Origin of the sequence: Microbacterium sp. zg.B48 (assembly GCF_024623505.1) — a bacterium.
Lineage (GTDB): Bacteria > Actinomycetota > Actinomycetes > Actinomycetales > Microbacteriaceae > Microbacterium.
Genome location: NZ_JANJFE010000006.1, coordinates 86388 through 104504, shown reverse-complemented (window position 1 = coordinate 104504; position 18117 = coordinate 86388). Strand labels below are relative to the sequence as shown.

The window sequence follows — 18117 nt, the reverse complement described above, 5'->3', positions numbered from 1 at the left end:
CCCGCCCGCTCCGGCGGTGCCAGACTGGGACGGTGACTCTGCTGGAACCGGCTCGGGCCGTCCAAGGATCGGCGATGCGCGATGCGCTGAGCCGCGCCGCCTCCGGCGAGCGCCTGGACGTGGCCGAGGCCGAGGCGCTGCTGCACGTCGAGGGTGCGCAGTTCGACGACATGCTGCGGCTCGCCGGGGCCGTGCGGGATGCCGGTCTTGCGGCATCCGGTCGTGCCGGCGTGATCACCTACTCGCGCAAGGTGTTCATCCCGCTCACCACGCTGTGCCGGGACCGCTGCCACTACTGCGTCTTCGTGGACACCCCCGCTCAGCTGCTGAAGCTGCACAAGCCGGTGTTCATGTCGCCCGAGCAGGTGCTCACGGTCGCACGTCAGGGCGCTGCCCTGGGCTGCAAAGAGGCGCTGCTGACGCTCGGGGACCGGCCCGAGGACCGGTGGCCGGAGGCGCGCGCCTGGCTGGACGAGCACGGCTTCGCCTCGACGCTGGACTACGTCGGTGCGATGGCCCGGCTGATCACGGCCGAGACCGGGCTGCTGGCGCATCTGAATCCCGGGGTGATGTCGGCCGATGAGCTGCGGATGCTGCGGCCCACCGCCCCCTCGATGGGGATGATGCTGGAGACGACCTCGCGCGCCCTGTTCGAGCAGCCGGGGCAGGTCCACTACGGCTCCCCCGACAAGGACCCCGCGCTGCGCCTGGCCGTGATCGAGGACGCCGGGCGGGCGCGGATCCCGTTCACGACGGGCGTGCTGATCGGCATCGGCGAGACCCTGCGCGATCGCGCGGAGTCGATCGTCGCGATCCGCGACGCGCATGAGCGGCACCAGCTCGACGGGCAGGGCCACGTGCAGGAGGTGATCGTGCAGAACTTCCGCGCGAAGCCCCGCACCGCGATGCACGCCGCCCCGGACGCGTCGGTCCTCGAGTACGTCGCTGCGGTAGCGGTCACGCGGCTCGTGCTCGGCCCGCGCATGCGCGTCCAGGTCCCGCCGAACCTGTCCGATCCGGCCGAGTTCGAGCTGCTGCTGCGAGCCGGCGCGGATGACTGGGGCGGCGTCTCGCCGCTGACCGCCGACCACGTCAACCCGGAGCGGCCGTGGCCGCACCTGTCCGATCTCGCCGCGCGCACGGCCGACCTCGGCTTCGAGCTGCGCGAGCGCCTCACCGCCCAGCCGGAGTTCGTCCGGGACGCCGCAACCTGGATCGACCCCGGTCTGCACGCCGCCGTGGCCGCCCTCGCGGACTCCGGCTCCGGCCTGGCTGCGGCCGATCCGGTCAAAGCCCGGGGAGATTCCGGCCGGGAACAGGCCGCGGCGGACTCGGACGGCCCGTTCGCCCCGGCGGTTTCACCGCGCCGCGGCGAGTCCGCCCGCGCCGACATCCGCGGCCTGGCCGAACGCGCCGCAGCAGACCCGCTCAGCCTCGAGGACGGCGAGTGGGCCGCCCTGCTGCATGCGGACGGTGCAGACCTGGACGCTCTCACCACCACCGCGGACGATGTCCGCCGGTACACCGTCGGCGAGGCGGTGAGCCTCGTCGTGAACCGCAACCTCACCTCAACCGGCTTCCGCTCCACCGCGACCGGCGAGCCGGGAACCTTCACCCTCGACGACGTGGCCGCCGTCGCGACCGACGCCTGGGATCTCGGCGCGACCGAGCTGTGCGTGCAGGGCCGGCTCGAGTCCACGCAGTCGCCCACCGCGTACCTGCAGATCGCGCGGGCCGTCAAAGCCGCAACGCCGGGGATGCACCTGCACGCCTACCGCCCGCAGGACGTCCGGGATCTGGCCGACCGCGGCGGGCTCGGGCTGGCGGGCGCGCTGGCCGCGCTCCGCGACGCCGGCGTCGACACCGTTCCCGGCACCGGCGTGAAGGTGCTGAGCGAACGGGTGCGCGCCCTGGTCGCGCCCGGCGACCTGGAGATCGACCGGTGGGTCGAGGGCATCACCGCGGCCCACCGCGCCGGCCTCCGTTCCACTTCGGTGCTGTTCTACGGCCATGTCGAGACCGCCTCCGAGCGCGTCGCGCACCTCCGCCGGCTGCGTGAGATCCAGGGTCACACCGGCGGCTTCACCGAGTTCGTGCCCATCCCCCTGCCCGCTCCGGCCGGTGGCGTGCCGCTCGTTACGGGCCGCGCCCCGCTCGACGAGCACCGCGCGATGGTCGCGGTCTCGCGCCTGCTGCTGAGCGGCAGCATCCCGCACGTGCAGATCCCCTGGACCCGGGTCGGGCGCGACGCCGCCGCGGTGCTGCTGCAGTCCGGCGGCGACGACCTCGGCGGGGCGCTGCTGGACGGACGCGTCCTACCCGAGGCGGGGGTCGAGCACGGACTCGAGCTGCCGACGGTGGATGCGGCGCGCATCGCCGCGCGCCTGTTCCGTCCCTTCCGCGAACGCACGACCGACTACCGCGAGCCGACCGATCGGCACACCGGGGCCGCGAAATGACGCGCGTCGAGGTGGCGATCGTCGGGGCCGGTTTCGCGGGCCTGGGGATGGCCATCGCGCTCCGGCGGGCCGGCCGGCCGGATTTCGTGGTCCTCGAACGGGCCGGCGCGGTCGGCGGCACGTGGCGGGAGAACACCTACCCCGGCGTCGCCTGCGACGTCCCCTCGCACCTGTACGGCTTCGCGGACCACCCGAATCCGGACTGGTCCGGTGTCTTCGCGCGCGGCGAAGAGATCCGCGGCTATCTGCAGGCCGTCGCCGAACGCGAGAACCTCGGCGACCGGCTCCGCCTGCACACCCCGGTGCTGTCCGCGCACTGGGATGCCGCGGCATCCGTCTGGCGCATCCAGACCGGCGGCGATTCGGCCGGTGCGCTCGAGGCGGAGGTGCTCGTGCTGGCCTGCGGACGCCTGACCGAGCCGTCCATCCCCGACATCGCCGGGCTGGAGAGCTTCCCCGGTCCCCTGTTCCACTCCTCGCGCTGGGATCACACTGCCGGGCTGGACGGGGCACGGGTCGCGCTGGTGGGCACCGGCGCCAGTGCAGTGCAGGTGCTGCCCGAACTCGCGCGCACGGCCGCCCACGTCACCCTGTTCCAGCGCACGCCGGCGTGGATCGTGCCCCGAGGCGGCGGGGCCTACAGCGACGAGGAGCGCCGCCGCTTCGCGGAGCATCCCGACGCGCTCGCCCGCCTGCGGGCGGATCTGTACCGCGAGGGCGAGGCACGGTTCGCATCCCGGTCGGGGGATGCCGCGGCATCCGCCGCCGCGCGTGCCATCGCCCTGGAGCACCTGCACGGTCAGGTCGCCGACCCTGCGCTGCGAGCAGCGCTCACCCCCGATTACGCGTTCGGATGCAAGCGGGTGCTGCTGTCGGACGACTTCTATCCCGCGGTGGCAAGCGAACGCGTGACGCTCGATCCGTCCGCTCTCGCGTCGGTGAGCGGGCGCGCGCTGACCTCTTCTGGCGGCGCGGTGCACGACGCCGATGTGCTGGTGCTGGCCACCGGCTTCGCCTCCACGCAGCAGCCGTACGCCGACCTCGTGCGCGGCCAGGACGGCGTCACGCTCGCGGAGCACTGGTCGGCGGGGATGAGCTCGTTCGGCTCGACCGTGGTCAGCGGCTTCCCGAACATGTTCGTCCTCAACGGACCCAACGCATCGCTCGGCCACAACTCGTCGGTCCTGATGATCGAGGAGCAGGCCGCGTATGCGCTGCGTGCGCTGACCGCCCGCGAGGCGATCGCCGATCGGGTGCTCCGGGTCGCACCGGCCGCGGAGCAGGCGTACACCGACGAGATCGCCGCGGCCGCCCGCACCACCCCGTGGATCTCGGGAGAGTGCCGCAACTGGTACGTCGATGAGCGCTCCGGACGGCTGACGCTGCTGTGGCCGGGCACCGTGGACGCGTTCCACGGGCGGCTCGCCCGCGCCGACGGCTCCGAGTTCCTCACCTCCGCGGAGCCCACCCGCGCCGATACGACTGGCACTCCCGTGGAGGGTGTGCCGAGAGGAGCATCATGACCTTTCCCCTGCGCTTCGGCTACAAGGCCTCCGCCGAGCAGTTCGGGCCGAACGAGCTGCTCGATTTCGCGGTGCTCGCGGAGGAGATGGGCTTCGACTCGGTGTTCATCTCCGATCATCTGCAGCCCTGGCTGCACGAGGGCGGCCACGCACCGGCGTCCGTCCCGTGGCTGGGCGCGCTCGGCGCCCGCACCTCGCGCATCGCGTTCGGCACCTCCGTCCTGACGCCGACCTTCCGGTACAACCCCACCATCGTCGCGCAGGACTTCGCGACGCTCGGCGTGATGTACCCCGGTCGGGTGATCCTCGGCGTGGGCACCGGCGAGGCGCTGAACGAGGCGTCCCTCGGCCTGCCCTGGCCCGATCCGCCCGAGCGGTTCCAGCGGCTCAAAGAGGCCATCACCCTGATCCGCCGGCTCTGGTCGGAGGAGCGCGTCACCTTCGAGGGCGCGTTCTACACGACCCGGAACATCACGATCTACGACCGCCCCGACGAACCCGTGCCCATCTACATCGGCGCGGCAGGACCCGCGGCGACGCGTCTTGCCGGGAGGATCGCCGACGGGTTCATCACGACCTCCGGCAAGTCACCGAGCCTGTATTCGGACACGCTGCTGCCCGCCCTGCACGACGGGCTGGAGAAGGCCGGACGCACCGCGGACGAGATCGACACGCTCATGGAGGTGAAGGTCTCCTACCACCCCGACCCGGCCGTCGCTCTGGAGAAGACGCGCTTCTGGGCGCCCCTCGCACTGAGCCCGGAGGAGAAGATGGGCGTGGACGATCCGCTCGAGATGCAGCGCCTCGGCGAACAGCTGCCCATCGAACGGACGGCATCGCGTTTCATCGTCTCCAGCGATCCCGACGAGCACGTCGAGAGCATCGCCCGCTATGTCGACCTGGGCTTCCGCCACCTCGTCTTCCACGACCCCGGGAACGACCAGGAGGAGTTCCTGCGGGCCTACGGCGCGGAGATCCTGCCGCGGCTGCGTACCCGGTTCGGGATGTGACGGCGCCCGAGACCTCCGGCAGCTGGGCCGTCCTGATCCCGGTCAAGCCCACCGCGATCGGCAAGTCGCGGCTGGACCTTCCCGGGGCCGACCGGGTGACCCTGGCCCGCGCGATCGCCTTGGACACCATCGCCGCCGCTGCGGCCTGCCCGGCCGTGGCGCAGGTCTTCGTGGTGACCGACGACGGCGCGCTGGTCGCCCTGGCGTTCGATATCGCGGGACTGCGCTTCGTGTCCGAGGACGACGGCACCAGCACCGCGCGGGGCATCGACGCCGCGATCGCCGTCGGTGCGGCGGCGGCCGGAGACGGGATGCCGCGGGCGGCCCTGCTCGGAGACCTGCCGGCGCTGCGGCCGGAGGATCTGGAACTCGCCCTGACCGCCGCCTCCGGGATCGAGCGGGCCGTGGTCGCCGACGCGGAGGGGACCGGGACGACGCTGGTCACCGCGCGGCCGGGCACCCCGCTGCGGACCGCGTTCGGTGCGGGCTCGTTCGGGCGTCACATCGGACTCGGCTGCGTGCCGCTGACGATCCCGGAGGGTTCGACTCTGCGCCGGGACGTGGACACCGTCGACCAGTTGGAGGCGGCGGCGGCGCTCGGGGTCGGGCCGCGCACGTCGCGGGTGCTGCGCGCTCAGACCAGCAGGTAGAGCGCTCCGACGATGGTGAAGGCGATCACCAGCCGCTCGAACAGCACCTGGTTCAACCGCCCGGCCAGGCGCCGGCCGAACAGCGCCCCGACGATGACCAGCGGCACCAGCACGAGGTCGATCAGCAGTCCCGGGACGGTGATCAACCCGAGACCGATCGAGAACGGCAGCTTCGCGAGATTCACGATGGCGAAGAACCACGCCGCGGTGCCCAGGAACTCCTTCACCGGGAACCTCGAGGCCAGGAAGTACATCGACATCACCGGGCCGGCCGCGTTAGCGACCATTGTGGTGAACCCGCCCAGCGTTCCGTAGGTGGCGGCCGCGACACGGTGCGGTCCGGCGTCACCGACCGGTGCGCGCATCCGCCTGCGCAGCAGCGTGATCCCGATCACGGCCAGCAGCAGCACGCCGATCGTGCGCTTCACCCACTCGTCGTTCGCGACGGCGAGGAAGAGCACGCCCAGCAGGATCCCGGCCACCACCGCCGGGGCAAGCCGCAGCAGCACCCGCCAGTTGGTGTGCCGGCGGTAGGTCAGGACGGCGAAGATGTCCGCCACGATCAGCAGCAGCAGCAGGGTGCCGGTGGACTCCCGGGCAGGCAGCATGGCGGCGAAGATCGCGACGGCGATCGTGTTGGAGCCGGGCAGCGCGGTCTTGGACAGCCCCACGATGAGCGCGGCGACTCCCAGCAGCGCCCACGCGAACCAGGTCAGGTCCGCCACGTCAGAGCTGCGCCGTGGCCAGCGCCGCCTCGGCCAGAGCGGCCGAGCTCGGAATGTCGCGCATCCACAGCGGCGCGACGACGGTGCGGATGCCCAGCCGCGAGATGTCGGCGGCGGACTCGGCATCCTCCTCGGCGATCAGCCATGCGTCCAGCAGACCCGCCTCGGACCGGGCACCGTAGTGCGCGGCCACCGCAGTCGCGGAGGTCTCGACCCCGATCGCGGTGAGGCACACGTCTGCCATGCCGCGCACGACACGGCCGCCGATGACGGGCGAGACCCCCACGACCGCGGCGCCGGTGGTCCGCAGAGCGTCCCGGATGCCGGGAACGGCCAGGATCGGGCCGACCGAGACCACCGGGTTCGACGGGGCGATCAGGACGACATCGGCCGCGGCGATCGCCTCGACCACCCCCGGCGCCGGGCGCGCCGCGGCGATTCCGGGCGCCTCGAACCAGACCGGCGTCAGTGCCGCGCGATGCCTGGTCCACCACTCCTGGAAATGCATCGAGGTCCCGTCGCCCAGCACGACCTGGGTGTCCACCTCCGCGTCGGTCATCGGCAGCAGCCGGGCGCCGAGCGGCCACCGCCGTGACATCCGTTCCAGCACCTGGGACGGCGTCAGGCCCTCGCGCAGCCACCCGGTCCGGGCGAGATGCGTGCCCAGGTCGAGATCGCCGAGGGTGAACCACGGCCAGCCGGCCCCCCACGCCTGCAGTTCCCGGTTGACGCGTTCGGTGTCGCCCGCTCTGCCCCATCCGCGCTCGGTGTCGTTGACGCCTGCCAGGGCGTACAGGAGGGAGTCCACGTCGGGCTGGAGGCGGACACCGGACAGCCACAGGTCGTCTCCGGTGTTGACCACGACGGTGAATGATGCGGCCGATTCCGGCGCCGCAGCACCCGCCCTGCGGCTGAGTGCTTCTCGCACGCCCAACGCGAAACGCGAACCGCCGACGCCCCCGGCCAGCACGACGACGCGGGGAATCGCGGCACCCCCCACCGCGGCGCTCCGGCTCAAGGCGCGAATTCGTCCGCGGCGTGCGGGAGGGTGAATCGCGAGACCGCTTCGATGAGCGCGTCCACCGTCTGCGTCGCCGCGACCACGTCCACCGAGAGCCCCGCACGGCGCGCGTCCTTGGCGGTGCGCGGGCCGATCGCGGCGATGACGGTCGACTCGGGGATCTCCGGGAACTGCAGATGCACCTGCTCGGCCACGGAACCGCTGGTGACCAGGATCGCGTTGATCCGGCCGTTGCGGACGTCTTCGGCGATGCGCTCGGTGACCGGGACCCCCACGGTGCGGTACGCGACCACGCTGCGCACCCGGTGTCCGGCTTCGATGAGCAGACGGGTCAGCACGGGTTTGGCGATCTCGCTGCGCAGGGTGAGGATGTCGCGCGGCTCCGGCTCCAGCGCGATCATCTGCTCGGCCATTCCGGCGGCGGAGTTGTCGCGCTCGGGAACCAGGTCCACCCGATAGCCGACCGCCTGCAGCGCCGCCGCCGTCGTCTCGCCCACCGCGGCGACCTTGGTCGATCCGGGGATCGTGGCGCGGTGTGCGAACAGGACGTCCACGGTGGTGGCGCTGGTCACGGTGAGCCAGTCGAACGCGCCCGCCGCAAGGTCGGCGAGCGCCTGGTCGAGGGTGGCCTGATCGTTGGTGGGTGCGAAGTTGATGAGCGGTGCGACGACCGGGACGGCGCCCTGATGACGCAGATTGGCGGCGACACCATCGCCCCACGGACCTCCGCGGGGCACGAGCACGCGCCAGCCCGCGAGGGGCTTCGGGATTTGGGAGGCGTGGTTCATGGGATGGACTCTCGTGGAACTAGGTCAGCCGCCCCAACGTTCGAGCAGCCGACGAGCGACTTCGAATCCGTGCGCATCGGATTCGCGCCGTCGGCAGCATTCGCGCCATCGCACTGCCTGACAATCGAGCATACCCCCCGCGTCGCGCACTCGCGCGTTCGCGGAGGACGCAGGGGAGGCGCCGGGCTGCGCTCAGCGGGTGTAGGCGCGGACCGCCGCCCAGACGATCAGACCGACCACCGCGGCACCGGCCACGACGGCCGCGGTGGCGCCGGTGGGGTTCCTCCGCGTGAACGCTCTGGCCTGCGCGACCGTACGGTCGGTGACCTCGGCGACGCGACGCGGCACGTTGGCCTTCTCCTCGATCGCGGCGAGGGCGGCCTTGAGCTCGGCTCGGGCCTGCTCGACGGGGTCTGCGATGCCCAGTGCCACGGCGGTGCGCGGCACCGGAACGGGGGTGCGGGCCACGGGAACGGGTGAGCTAGAGCTCATCGCGCACCTCCTTGACGTCATGAATGACCGACTGGACGGGGTTCTGGGCTCGGGCGACCCGGCGGAAGCGGAGGATGCCGAGCAGTGCGAGCACCACCGCCACCAGGACCATGGCCACGAACACGACCAGCGCGGACAGCCACGCCGGCCACCACGAGGACAGCCCGATGATGACGAAAGCGCCGAGTGCGGCGATCGACCAGAACAGGAAGAACAGCGCTGCGACGATCCATCCGGCGCCGATACCGGCGTCCTTGGAGGTGCGCCGGACCCAGGCCTTGGCGGAGTCGACCTCCGCCACGACGAGGTTGCGGACGAGTTCCGGGATCTCGCCGACCAGCGTGAACAGGCTGTCTTCGGACCGGTCGCGGAATCCGCGAGGAGTGGTCACGTCAGGCTCCGTTGCGCTCGCCGACGGCTTCCGAGATGTCCTCGAACGTCTCCTCGGCAGCGTCCTTCACGGCGCGAGCCGACGTGTCCGCAGCGGCGCGCACATCGTCGGCCTGCTCCTTGCTGGTCTTCAGCGCGGCATCCAGCCGCTGCCCGGGAGTGGTCCCCTCGGACGACGCCGCTTTGGTGACCTTCTTCGCAGTGTCCCACAGCGTGCTGGGCAGAGCCATCGCCGTCGACTTGGCGAAATCCTTGACCTTGCCGACCTGCTCCTGGACGGGGTCCAGGTTCCAGACCTTCTCGACCTGGGTCTTGATCTGCTCGTAACGCTCGCGGCCGGCGCGGGTGCCGAGCACGTAGCCCGCCGCGAGTCCGATGACGAGTCCGACTTTGCCCCTCATGGGGTCTCCTCACGCTCGATGGGCCATTGGGTCTGCACCCAGGGTAACGCCGTATGCCAGTCCCGGCATCCGCTGGTCAGACAGTCGCCCCTGTGCTAGGTGCTGCGGGCCGGGCAGGTCACCGACAGATTACGCCGGTTCGCCGCCGCCGCCGCCCCACAGCGCCACGCGTCGCACGCGCTCCGCCGCGGCGATCGCATCCGGCACGACCTGCGCGATACCGGTGCCGGCGATCACGGCGCCCACGATCGCCAGGCCGGGGACGGCGTGGATGGCAGCCCGCGCCGCGTCCGCCGCTTCGCGGTGGCCCAGCGCCGAGACCGGGGGCGGCTGCGTGTAGCGGGCACGATGCGAGCCGCGCAGCAGTCCCGCGTGCAGAGGCACCTCCAGCAGAGCGGATGCCTCGGCCAGGGCCAGCGCGGCCACCGCGTCGTCGCCGAGACCGGCGGTCGCGGGAGCCGCGTCGGGGGCGCCGAAGGTCACCTTGAGGACCCGCGCATCGGCACCCGCGTCGCGACGCAGCCATTCCCACCGGGCCGTGGAGTCGGACACGGCGGCGGCGCGGGCCGAGCCGGGCGCGGGGTAGACCGCGGTCTTCCCGGCGGTCTCCGCGACGTCGGACAGCACCAGGGTGACGACCTCGAGGTCGGTGCCGGGGACCGGTGCGAGCGACGGCACGACGGGGGACAGCAGCCGATGCGATTCGGTCGCGCCGGCGGCGACGATGACCGCCTCGGCCGGATCGATGCCGCTCGGGACCCCGCCGGCCAGGGCGACCCCGTCGCCGACGTCGGGTCCCGCTGCCTCAGCGTCCGACTCCAGAATGACGGTCCATCGTCCGTCGTCCGCGGCGGACAGTGCGCGCACCGGCGCCCCCCGCACGACCCGCACACCCAGCTCCTCCAGCCGCGCGTGCAGCGCATCCACGAGGCGGGACATCCCGCCGTCGATGCCCTCGTACCGGTCCGGCGTGCGGTCTGCGGCCGCGCGCACCTGCGCCACCGCGCCGGCCAGCGATCCGGTGCGGGTGAGGGCGCTGTTCAGGCCGGGCGCGGCGACCTGCACGTCGATGTCGTCCGGGTGGATCGCGAATGCACCCAGGCTGAGCGGGGCCACCAGCTGCTCGAGCACGGCGGCACCCATCCGCCTGCGCACCAGCCTGCCGAGGCTGCGCTCCTGTCCGATGGTCAGGGGCGGCGCGAGGCGGTCCAGGTAGGCACGCCAGGTGCCGCGCCATCCGATGATCCGCCGGACCCGCTCGTCCCAGGGGTTCTCCGGGATGCCGAGGAGCGTCTCGGCAGGCAGCGGCGCGCTGCCGCCGGCGACTCCGGCGATCCATTCCGCCCGAGCTGCGGCGGGCACGATCGCGTCGGCGAGTCCGAGTTCGCGGACGAGGGCCTGCACCGCGCCGCCGCGCGTGGCGTAGCCCTCCGCGCCCAGGTCGACCCGCACACCGCCCACCTCGGTGGTTTCCAGCGCACCGCCGAGGCGGGCGGATGCCTCCACCAGGGTGACGCGCATCCCGATCTTCGCGCAGGTCAGCGCCGCGACCAGTCCGCCGATGCCGCCGCCGACGACCACGACGTGCGTGCGCTGGGCGTGCGCGGCGAGCTCATCGAGCGTCTCAGGGGCGTCCGGCTCGTTCTGCACCCGTCCATCCTCGCATCGCGCGGCTCGCCCGCTGTGCCTGCGTGCGGCACCGTCCCGGCGATCCGCGGGTTCCGGTGCGACGTGCAGCAGCAGCGGGGTGGACCGATGCGAGCAGGTCAGGGCGCGGTGCGCTGCGCGCGCGCCTCGGCGCGCGTGCGCGGCCGGTCCGGCAGGACGTGGGCGCCACCGGATGCGGCGGACTCGGTGGGCGCCAAGCTGCGGCCGTGTGCCGAGTTCTGCCCCGAGGGGGTGATGCGTCCGTCGTGCAGTTCGATCACCCGGTCCGCGCGCTGGACCAGCAGGGGGTCGTGCGTGGAGACGACCGCGGCGATGCCGTGCGTGTGCACCAGTTCGCCGATCAGGTCCATCACCGTCGCGGCGGTCCGGGAGTCCAGCTGTCCGGTCGGCTCGTCCGCGATCAGCACGTGCGGCCGCGCCACGATCGCCCGGGCGATACCCACCCGCTGCTGCTGACCGCCGGACAGCTCCCCCGGGCGCTGCGCGGCGTGCTCGCCCAACCCCACCAGCCGCAGCGCCTCGGCCACCCGCTCGTCGCGTTCCGCCGGCGCGATGCGGGCGATCCGCAACGGCAGTTCCACGTTCTCCGCGGCCGAGAGCACCGGGATCAGGCCGAAGGATTGGAACACGAATCCGAGCTGCTCCCGCCGCAGCCGCGCGAGCGCGTCCTCATCCAGGACGGTCGTGTCCACATCGCCGATCCACACCCGCCCCGCGCTGGGCCGATCCAGCCCGCCGAGCAGGTTCAGCAGCGTCGTCTTGCCCGCCCCGGATGCGCCGCGGACGACGACCAGCTCGCCCGGGTCGACCTGGATGTCGACATCCACGCACGCGTGCACATCTCCGGCCGAGGAGGAGAAGGTACGGCTCAGCGCCTCGCCGCGCAGTGCCGCGCTCATGCCGACTCCTCGCGCTCGACTGCCGCCCGCGTCGTCGGGGACTTCTCCTCGCCGTCAGGGACGGCCTCTGCCCGTCTTCCCGGCCAGACCCCGACGTGGTCCGGCTCGAGCGCCAGCCGAACCCGCTCACGCAGATCCAGCGCGGTGACGAACTCGTCCGGCAGCTGCAAGCGCCCCACCCGGTCCACGACCGCGTACTCCTCCGCGACGTGCTGCTCGGCACCGTGCTCATCCACCCGCGTCGACCGCAGCACCTCCGTGGAGGTGCGACCGTCACGGATCTGCACCGTCCGTGCGACGTGCTCGGACACACTCGGATCGTGGGTGACGATCAACGTCGTGACCCCGAGCTCACGATTGACCGACCGCATCGCCTCCAGCACGTGCGCGCTCGTGGAGTCATCCAGCTCACCGGTCGGCTCGTCAGCGAGCAGGACCCGCGGACTGTTGGCGATACCGACCGCGATCGCCACCCGCTGCTGCTCGCCACCGGACATCTCCGCCGGCCGGCGCCCGGCACAGTGCGACACCTCCAGCAGATCCAGCACCTCCGCCACCCGCGCACGGCGGGCGGTGCCGCGCATCCGGCCGGTGACCGCCAGCGCCGCCGCCACGTTCTCGGCCCCGGTCAGGTACGGCAGCAGATTCCTGCCGGTCTGCTGCCAGATGAACCCGACGCTGCGACGACGAAAAGCCACCCGCTCCTTCTCCTTCATCGTCAGCAGGTCATGCCCGGCCACCCACGCCACCCCCGCCGTCGGCCGATCGAGACTGGACAGGATCGACAGCAGCGTCGACTTCCCCGACCCCGACGCGCCCACCACCGCCACCAGCTCCCCCGGATCCACCCGCAGGTTCAGACCCTGCAACGCCTGGACCTCCACGCCCTGGCCGTCACCGGCCACGACCTTGAAGATCCGCACCAGATCCGCACACAGGATGTCGGCGCCCGGATCGGCGGCGACGGAAACGGCATCGGCCATGGTCTTATCCTTCCTCTGCGGTGCGCAGCGCCCTCGCCGCGCGGACCCGGCGGGACGCGAACAGCGCCGCCGCGGTCAGCACGGCCGCCGGCAGCAGGAACCCGCCGAGGGTGAGCACCAGGGTTGCGGCATCCGCCTGATAGGCCGGCTGAAGCGTCGAGCCGGTGAACGAGCGCAGGTCTACGCCGATGAGCACGACCAACGGCACCAGCGCGCCGAAGACCGTGCCCGCGACCACGGCGGCGATCGCGGGTGGTCCGATCTCCCACATCGCCAGCGAGGTGCCGACGCGGGGCGGCGCACCGAGCGTGCGCAGCAGCGCGAGGACACGGACGCGGGGGCCGGCCGCAAGGGTGAGCGTCATCACGATCGCCAGCGCGCTCAGCAGTGCCGCCACACCGGTCGCCGCCAGCACGGCGATCCGGACGCCCTGGACCGCGGGACCGGCATCGATGTCGGCCCGGATAAGCTGCGCGGTGGCGACCCGGATGCCGGTGCCGAGCACGTCCTGCAGCGCCGCCGTCACCGCGGTCGCGGATGCGCCGTCGTCCAGCCGAAGCAGCAGGATGCGGTCCGAGGGGTCGCGCCCCAGCACGTCCTGCGCGAACGCCGCGTCGATGACCGCCCAGTCCTCCCTCGCACCGATCGGGGTGGGTCCGGTGGCGATCCCCACCACATCGGCTGGGATGCCGTTCACGTGCACTTCGTCGGAGCCGTCGATGAACCGCGCGGTGGCGGCGGCCGCCACGAGGGGGAGCTTTCCATCCACGGGCTGGAGCGAGACGCCTGCGGGCAGCAGCCCCAGTCCATCGCCCTGCACCCTGCGCAGCTCCGCCGCCTCCACCACGTACGTCGAGGTGGCGCGCTTGACGCCGCTGACATCCAGCGTGGCGTTCTCGGAGCTGGAGATGCCCGTCGCGGCGAAGACACCCTCGACCCCGCGCACCTGGTCGAGCTGGTCCAGGCTGAACGGCCCGCCCGCGACCCGCATGTCTGCGCCGACCTGCGCCTGAGCGGCCTGCGCCACCCCGGCCTGGAGCGCGGAGAGCAGGATCCCGGACGACACGGCGACGGACACTCCGACGACGAGGGCGAGCACCGGGGTGAGGCCGATCGACGGTTCCCGCAGCGCGCGGGCGGCACCGACGAAGCCGGAGAGCTCGCGGGAGCGCTGCGCTCGACGGAAGATCCAGTTCAGCGGCACCGGGTAGACGCGCAGCGTGATCAGGCACGCGACCAACGACAGCAGGAGCGGAGTTGCCGCCTGCAGGGGATCGAAACCGCCGGCTCCGTAGCCCCGCAGGAACAGCAGCGCGAGGGCGACCGCGGCCAGGATGACGACCGCACCCTCGGCGATCGAGCGCCACCGGCTTCCGCGCCGCCCCAGGTCGCTGCGCGTCCGCCGTTCGGCGGCGGACGCCGCGAGCGCGGTGAGAATGACCAACGGCGCGAACCCGATGATCAGCGCAGGCAAGAAAGACACCTGGTCGGCGGGCGCTGCGAACAGCAGCACACCGACGGCGATGGCCAGACCGGCGCCCAGCGCCGCGGGGACGACGCCGATGACGGACCCTTCAAGCGCCAGCACGCCGCGCAGCTGCCCCGACGAGGCGCCGCGTGCAGACAGCAGCCGCAGGCCGGCGCGGCGGCTCTCCAGGACGAGACGGCAACCCAGGATCAGGACCGCGGCGGCGACTCCGATGGGACCGGCGATCACCATTGCGATCACACCGACCGTGGCCGACTGCTGAGCGAGCGCCAGCTCGATCTCGGGGGTGACGTCCGCGGTGAAGCGCAGGCTCAGGATGCCGATGCCGTCGGCGGTGGTGCCGTTCGGGTGCGCCACCGCCGTGAACGAGCGCAGGGCCGCGGCGGTCGCCGCGGCGCTTTCCGCGTCGATGCCCGCGGTATCCAGCGGATACCAGACCAGCGTCGAGGCCCGGCCGGGGAGCGCCTCGGCGAACGGCAGGGACGCCGCGTGCGCGAAGGCCGTGCCGGTCACCCGGCGGGGCAGGTTTCCGTCGTCGAAGATGGAGGGGTCCAGCACCGAGGTCACGTGCTGCCAATAGTCCTCATCGGGGTCGGCGGCCTCGAACGTGCCGACCAGCACCACCTCCACCGAGGAGGCCGGATCGCCGATCCTGCGCGATTGACCGACCGGCCACTCCAGCTGCCCGGCGGAGGCGACCGAGAGCACGACCTCCATCCGGACCTGCGACGCGTCCGGGCGCGACGCGACGTCCGGCATCCGTCCTTCGACGATGCGGATGCGCTCCTCGGCGCGGGGGTCGAACGCCAGGCTGAGGGCGCGGGTTCTGGGATCGGCGAGGTCCGCGTTGTCGGAGTCGAGGGCGACGGTGCGCGCCGGGCCGAGGACCCCCGTCAGCGCGGGATCCGCTGAGGCGCGCACCGTCTCGACCGCCGCACCGAAGCGACCCCACACATCGCGCGACTCGGGAGGCAGGTCGGCGGAACCCGGGCCGACCTGCGGGAAACCGGCGGCGGTGGTCTCGACATCCCGGTCCAGGGCACCGAGGGAAGCCAGCCGATCGTGGAGCATCGCATCGGCGAGGATGCCGAGCCCGAGCGGCGTGGCCGTGGCCAGCAGCGAGAGCACAAGACACCAGCGCGGCCACGGTCGACCCGCCGCCCCATCGGGACCGCAGGTGGTGCCAGGCCAGTGCGGGTGTCCCCAGGCGCGGGCTCATCGGCCGTCCTCCCCGACGGTCGCGGTCTGCGCCGCGCGGCGCACCTCGCTGGCCGCGGCGGCCACCAGGGCGGCCAGCCCGAGCGAGAGCCCCCCGACGGCGATGACCAGTCCGCTCCACACCAGCGCCACGGGGGTTCCGAGCGGCAGGATGCCCGGGGTCACCGCGCGCACCAACCCGGGAACGATGAGCCAGGCTGCCAGGACTCCGGCCGCGGCGCCGAGGCCGACCGCTCCGCCGAGAACCGAGGCCAGTTCCGCGGCGCGTTCCCGACCCTGCGCGCCGGAGGTCACTCCCAGCGCCCGGAGCACCCCGAGTTCGCGACGCCGGGTGAGAGCCAGCGTCTGCACGATCGCGAACGCGGCCAGCAGTGCCAGCGCCGCGGATCCGGCCAGCGCGACCCACCATCCCGGTACCAGCGCTGCGACGATCGTCGCGGCGACCCCCGGCGCGGACGCCGCGACGGCACGGTCCCCGAACGCAGCGCTGAGCGCCACGTCCGCGCTCGGATCGCCGGCCGCCCAGATCGAGGACGCGGGCACCAGCGTCGTCCCCCTCTGGAGCATCGAGACCTGCAGGACGCCGAGCGGCGCCAACACGGCCAGTTCCGTGGCCGCACCGGGGATGCCCGGGACGATGTCGGCTACGCGGAACTCTGCGCGGCGACCGGCCCCGGCGTAGCGGAACTCGAACTCGTCACCGACCTGCACGCCCATCCGGGCGGCCAGGGCGGAGGTGAGCACGGCGCGGACGACCCCCGGTTCCGCACCGGCACCGTCCGGGGTGGCCAGCCACAGCACCTTCTCGCTGGCGTCCGCACTCACCTCGGCGGCGCCGTCGATGGGGAGCGCATCAGCGCCGATAGCCTGCGCCTGGAGGATCCGGACCGTCACCGGTGCGCGGACGAGGGTGGCGGGCTGGACCGCATTGACGGCGAGGAGCGACCACGGTGCCGCGCCGTCCGGAAGCGGCGCCTCGGCGGTCAGGGTCGCGCCGTCCGGGCCGGGAGTGCTCTGTCCGGCGAGGCGCAGGGACGCGTGTGCCCCGGTCGCGTCCCGGACGTGCGCCTGCAGCATGACGGTGTCGGCCGCGCTCTGGCGCGAGGTCTCGATCGAAACGGTCACGCGCACCCCGGTCGCGGCCGCACCGAGCGGGAGCGGCGTGGCCGCGAGAGTGCCGTCCGACGGCACCACCGACGCCGCCAGAGCGGCACGATCGACGGCGCCGCCCGCCGCAGAGACCACGGTCTGCAGCGCGGTCTCCGGCACGGCCACCAGCTGTGCCTGCGAGCTGCCGATCTCGATCTGCGCCACCAGCGCCGCGGCTGCGGCATCCACCCCGGGCACGGCTGCCGCAGTGGCCACGAGTCCTGGAGTGGCGGTGTCGGGTGCGAGGTCGATCCGCAGATCCGCGCCGGTGCGCAGAGCAGCGGAGTCGGTGGCCATCGCCGTCGAGGTGGCGCCGTATGCCGAGGCGAACACGGCTTGTGCGACCGTGAGCCCGACCAGGAGCACGGCGACGGCGTAGATCGGCAGGCGTCGCGCGATCTGGCGGGCCGCATACGCCGGGGCCCACCCGGGCCGGCGGGCGGTCGCAACCGCGCAGGCCGCCGCGATCGCCCCGAAGACGGCGAGGACCAGAAGGGCGGCTGCCATCAGCACGACGGTGGGCGCCACCGCCACGATGAGGTCGAAGCCCGCGGTGCGGGCCAGAGGCAGCTGCCACAGCACGAAGGCAGCGGCCGACAGCACCAGGAGCACGGCCACGGCGCTCGACGCCCGCGCTCCTCGAACGGGACTGTCCGGCCGGGGACGCGCGGCACCGGTCAGGACCAGCCCGAGCAGTGCGCCGGTGGCGGCCGCTGCCCACCACAGCGAGACCACGGCGGGCACTCCACCGGGCTCGATCAGCGCGAGCAGGAGTACGGCGAGCGCCAGCCCCGCGCCGGTGCCGGCGACCGCGACGGCGGCGGCCTCGACCGCGGCGGCACCCGCGGACTGGCGGCGGGAGAGCCCGCGCGCACGGAGGTTCTCCGCCTCCCGTCCGCGCGCCGCGGCGAGCAGCCGCGCGAGCTGGGCGGCCGCCGTCCCGGCGAGGATCACGACGAGCAGGACCGGGGCGGGCGCTGCCGACACCAGCGCCAGCACACCGCGATCCACCTGCGCGGCGACCTCATCGGCCGGAACGCCCGGGGGCGCGGCATCCCCCGCCCTGCCCACCGCCACGATCAACCACGCGAGCAGGGTGCACACGGTCGCCACAGCGACCGTGACGGTGGCGACTGCGCTGGCCAGCAGTCCGCCTCGAGCGACCGCCCGGGAGCGCAGCAGGCCCGCCGTGGACAGCGCCCGAGGGCGAGGCGGGAAGACGATCTCCGCGCGGGTCACCCCGGAGGCTCGC

Annotated in this window: 15 protein-coding genes; 4 read left to right on the top strand and 11 right to left on the bottom strand. The window is 73.1% G+C overall.

The window, feature by feature from the left end; translation table 11 throughout:
* Window positions 1-74 precede the first annotated feature (74 nt).
* Genes cofG through cofC form a run of 4 tightly spaced genes read left to right on the top strand, consistent with a single transcriptional unit; the run spans window position 75 to window position 5642 of the window.
* Window positions 75-2459, top strand: coding sequence for a 7,8-didemethyl-8-hydroxy-5-deazariboflavin synthase CofG (cofG, locus tag NQ152_RS05670; RefSeq protein ID WP_306815693.1), 2385 nt, complete (start codon window positions 75-77; stop codon window positions 2457-2459).
* The gene (locus NQ152_RS05665; RefSeq protein ID WP_257523304.1) at window positions 2456-3982 is read left to right on the top strand and encodes an NAD(P)/FAD-dependent oxidoreductase; all 1527 of its coding nucleotides are present in this window, start codon (window positions 2456-2458) and stop codon (window positions 3980-3982) included. The genes cofG and NQ152_RS05665 overlap by 4 nt, the downstream gene beginning before the upstream one ends.
* Window positions 3979-4992 carry a glucose-6-phosphate dehydrogenase (coenzyme-F420) gene (gene fgd, locus NQ152_RS05660; protein WP_257523303.1) on the top strand — a complete coding sequence of 338 codons (1014 nt, stop codon included), beginning with the start codon at window positions 3979-3981 and terminating at the stop codon, window positions 4990-4992. The genes NQ152_RS05665 and fgd overlap by 4 nt, the downstream gene beginning before the upstream one ends.
* Window positions 4989-5642: a 2-phospho-L-lactate guanylyltransferase gene (gene cofC / locus NQ152_RS05655; protein ID WP_257523302.1), complete on the top strand. Its 654-nt coding sequence runs from the start codon at window positions 4989-4991 to the stop codon at window positions 5640-5642. Before fgd ends, cofC begins: the two co-directional genes overlap by 4 nt.
* Here the strand turns inward: cofC and NQ152_RS05650 are convergent.
* From NQ152_RS05650 to NQ152_RS05600, 11 genes are all read right to left on the bottom strand, one after another.
* Complete coding sequence (locus NQ152_RS05650; RefSeq protein ID WP_257523301.1) at window positions 5627-6367, bottom strand: sulfite exporter TauE/SafE family protein; 741 nt, start codon at window positions 6365-6367, stop codon at window positions 5627-5629. The two genes, cofC and NQ152_RS05650, sit on opposite strands and share 16 nt — an antisense overlap.
* Window position 6368: 1 nt before the next feature.
* Window positions 6369-7385, bottom strand: a complete 1017-nt coding sequence (gene cofD, locus NQ152_RS05645) for a 2-phospho-L-lactate transferase (protein WP_257523300.1) — start codon at window positions 7383-7385, stop codon at window positions 6369-6371.
* Complete coding sequence (locus NQ152_RS05640; RefSeq protein ID WP_257501235.1) at window positions 7382-8176, bottom strand: uroporphyrinogen-III synthase; 795 nt, start codon at window positions 8174-8176, stop codon at window positions 7382-7384. The genes cofD and NQ152_RS05640 overlap by 4 nt, the downstream gene beginning before the upstream one ends.
* A gap of 192 nt (window positions 8177-8368) precedes the next feature.
* Window positions 8369-8668: a hypothetical protein gene (locus tag NQ152_RS05635; RefSeq protein WP_257501234.1), complete on the bottom strand. Its 300-nt coding sequence runs from the start codon at window positions 8666-8668 to the stop codon at window positions 8369-8371.
* Window positions 8658-9059, bottom strand: a complete 402-nt coding sequence (locus NQ152_RS05630; protein ID WP_257501233.1) for a phage holin family protein — start codon at window positions 9057-9059, stop codon at window positions 8658-8660. The genes NQ152_RS05635 and NQ152_RS05630 overlap by 11 nt, the downstream gene beginning before the upstream one ends.
* Window position 9060: 1 nt before the next feature.
* Window positions 9061-9459, bottom strand: coding sequence for a YtxH domain-containing protein (locus NQ152_RS05625; RefSeq protein WP_257501232.1), 399 nt, complete (start codon window positions 9457-9459; stop codon window positions 9061-9063).
* A 129-nt stretch (window positions 9460-9588) separates the two neighbouring features.
* The gene (locus NQ152_RS05620) at window positions 9589-11109 is read right to left on the bottom strand and encodes an FAD-dependent oxidoreductase (protein ID WP_257523299.1); all 1521 of its coding nucleotides are present in this window, start codon (window positions 11107-11109) and stop codon (window positions 9589-9591) included.
* A 116-nt stretch (window positions 11110-11225) separates the two neighbouring features.
* Complete coding sequence (locus tag NQ152_RS05615; RefSeq protein ID WP_257523298.1) at window positions 11226-12026, bottom strand: ABC transporter ATP-binding protein; 801 nt, start codon at window positions 12024-12026, stop codon at window positions 11226-11228.
* Window positions 12023-13009, bottom strand: coding sequence for an ABC transporter ATP-binding protein (locus NQ152_RS05610; RefSeq protein ID WP_257523297.1), 987 nt, complete (start codon window positions 13007-13009; stop codon window positions 12023-12025). Before NQ152_RS05610 ends, NQ152_RS05615 begins: the two co-directional genes overlap by 4 nt.
* A gap of 4 nt (window positions 13010-13013) precedes the next feature.
* The gene (locus tag NQ152_RS05605; protein WP_257523296.1) at window positions 13014-15626 is read right to left on the bottom strand and encodes an ABC transporter permease; all 2613 of its coding nucleotides are present in this window, start codon (window positions 15624-15626) and stop codon (window positions 13014-13016) included.
* Between the two features lie 87 nt (window positions 15627-15713).
* Window positions 15714-18104: an FtsX-like permease family protein gene (locus NQ152_RS05600; protein ID WP_257523295.1), complete on the bottom strand. Its 2391-nt coding sequence runs from the start codon at window positions 18102-18104 to the stop codon at window positions 15714-15716.
* Window positions 18105-18117: the final 13 nt, after the last annotated feature.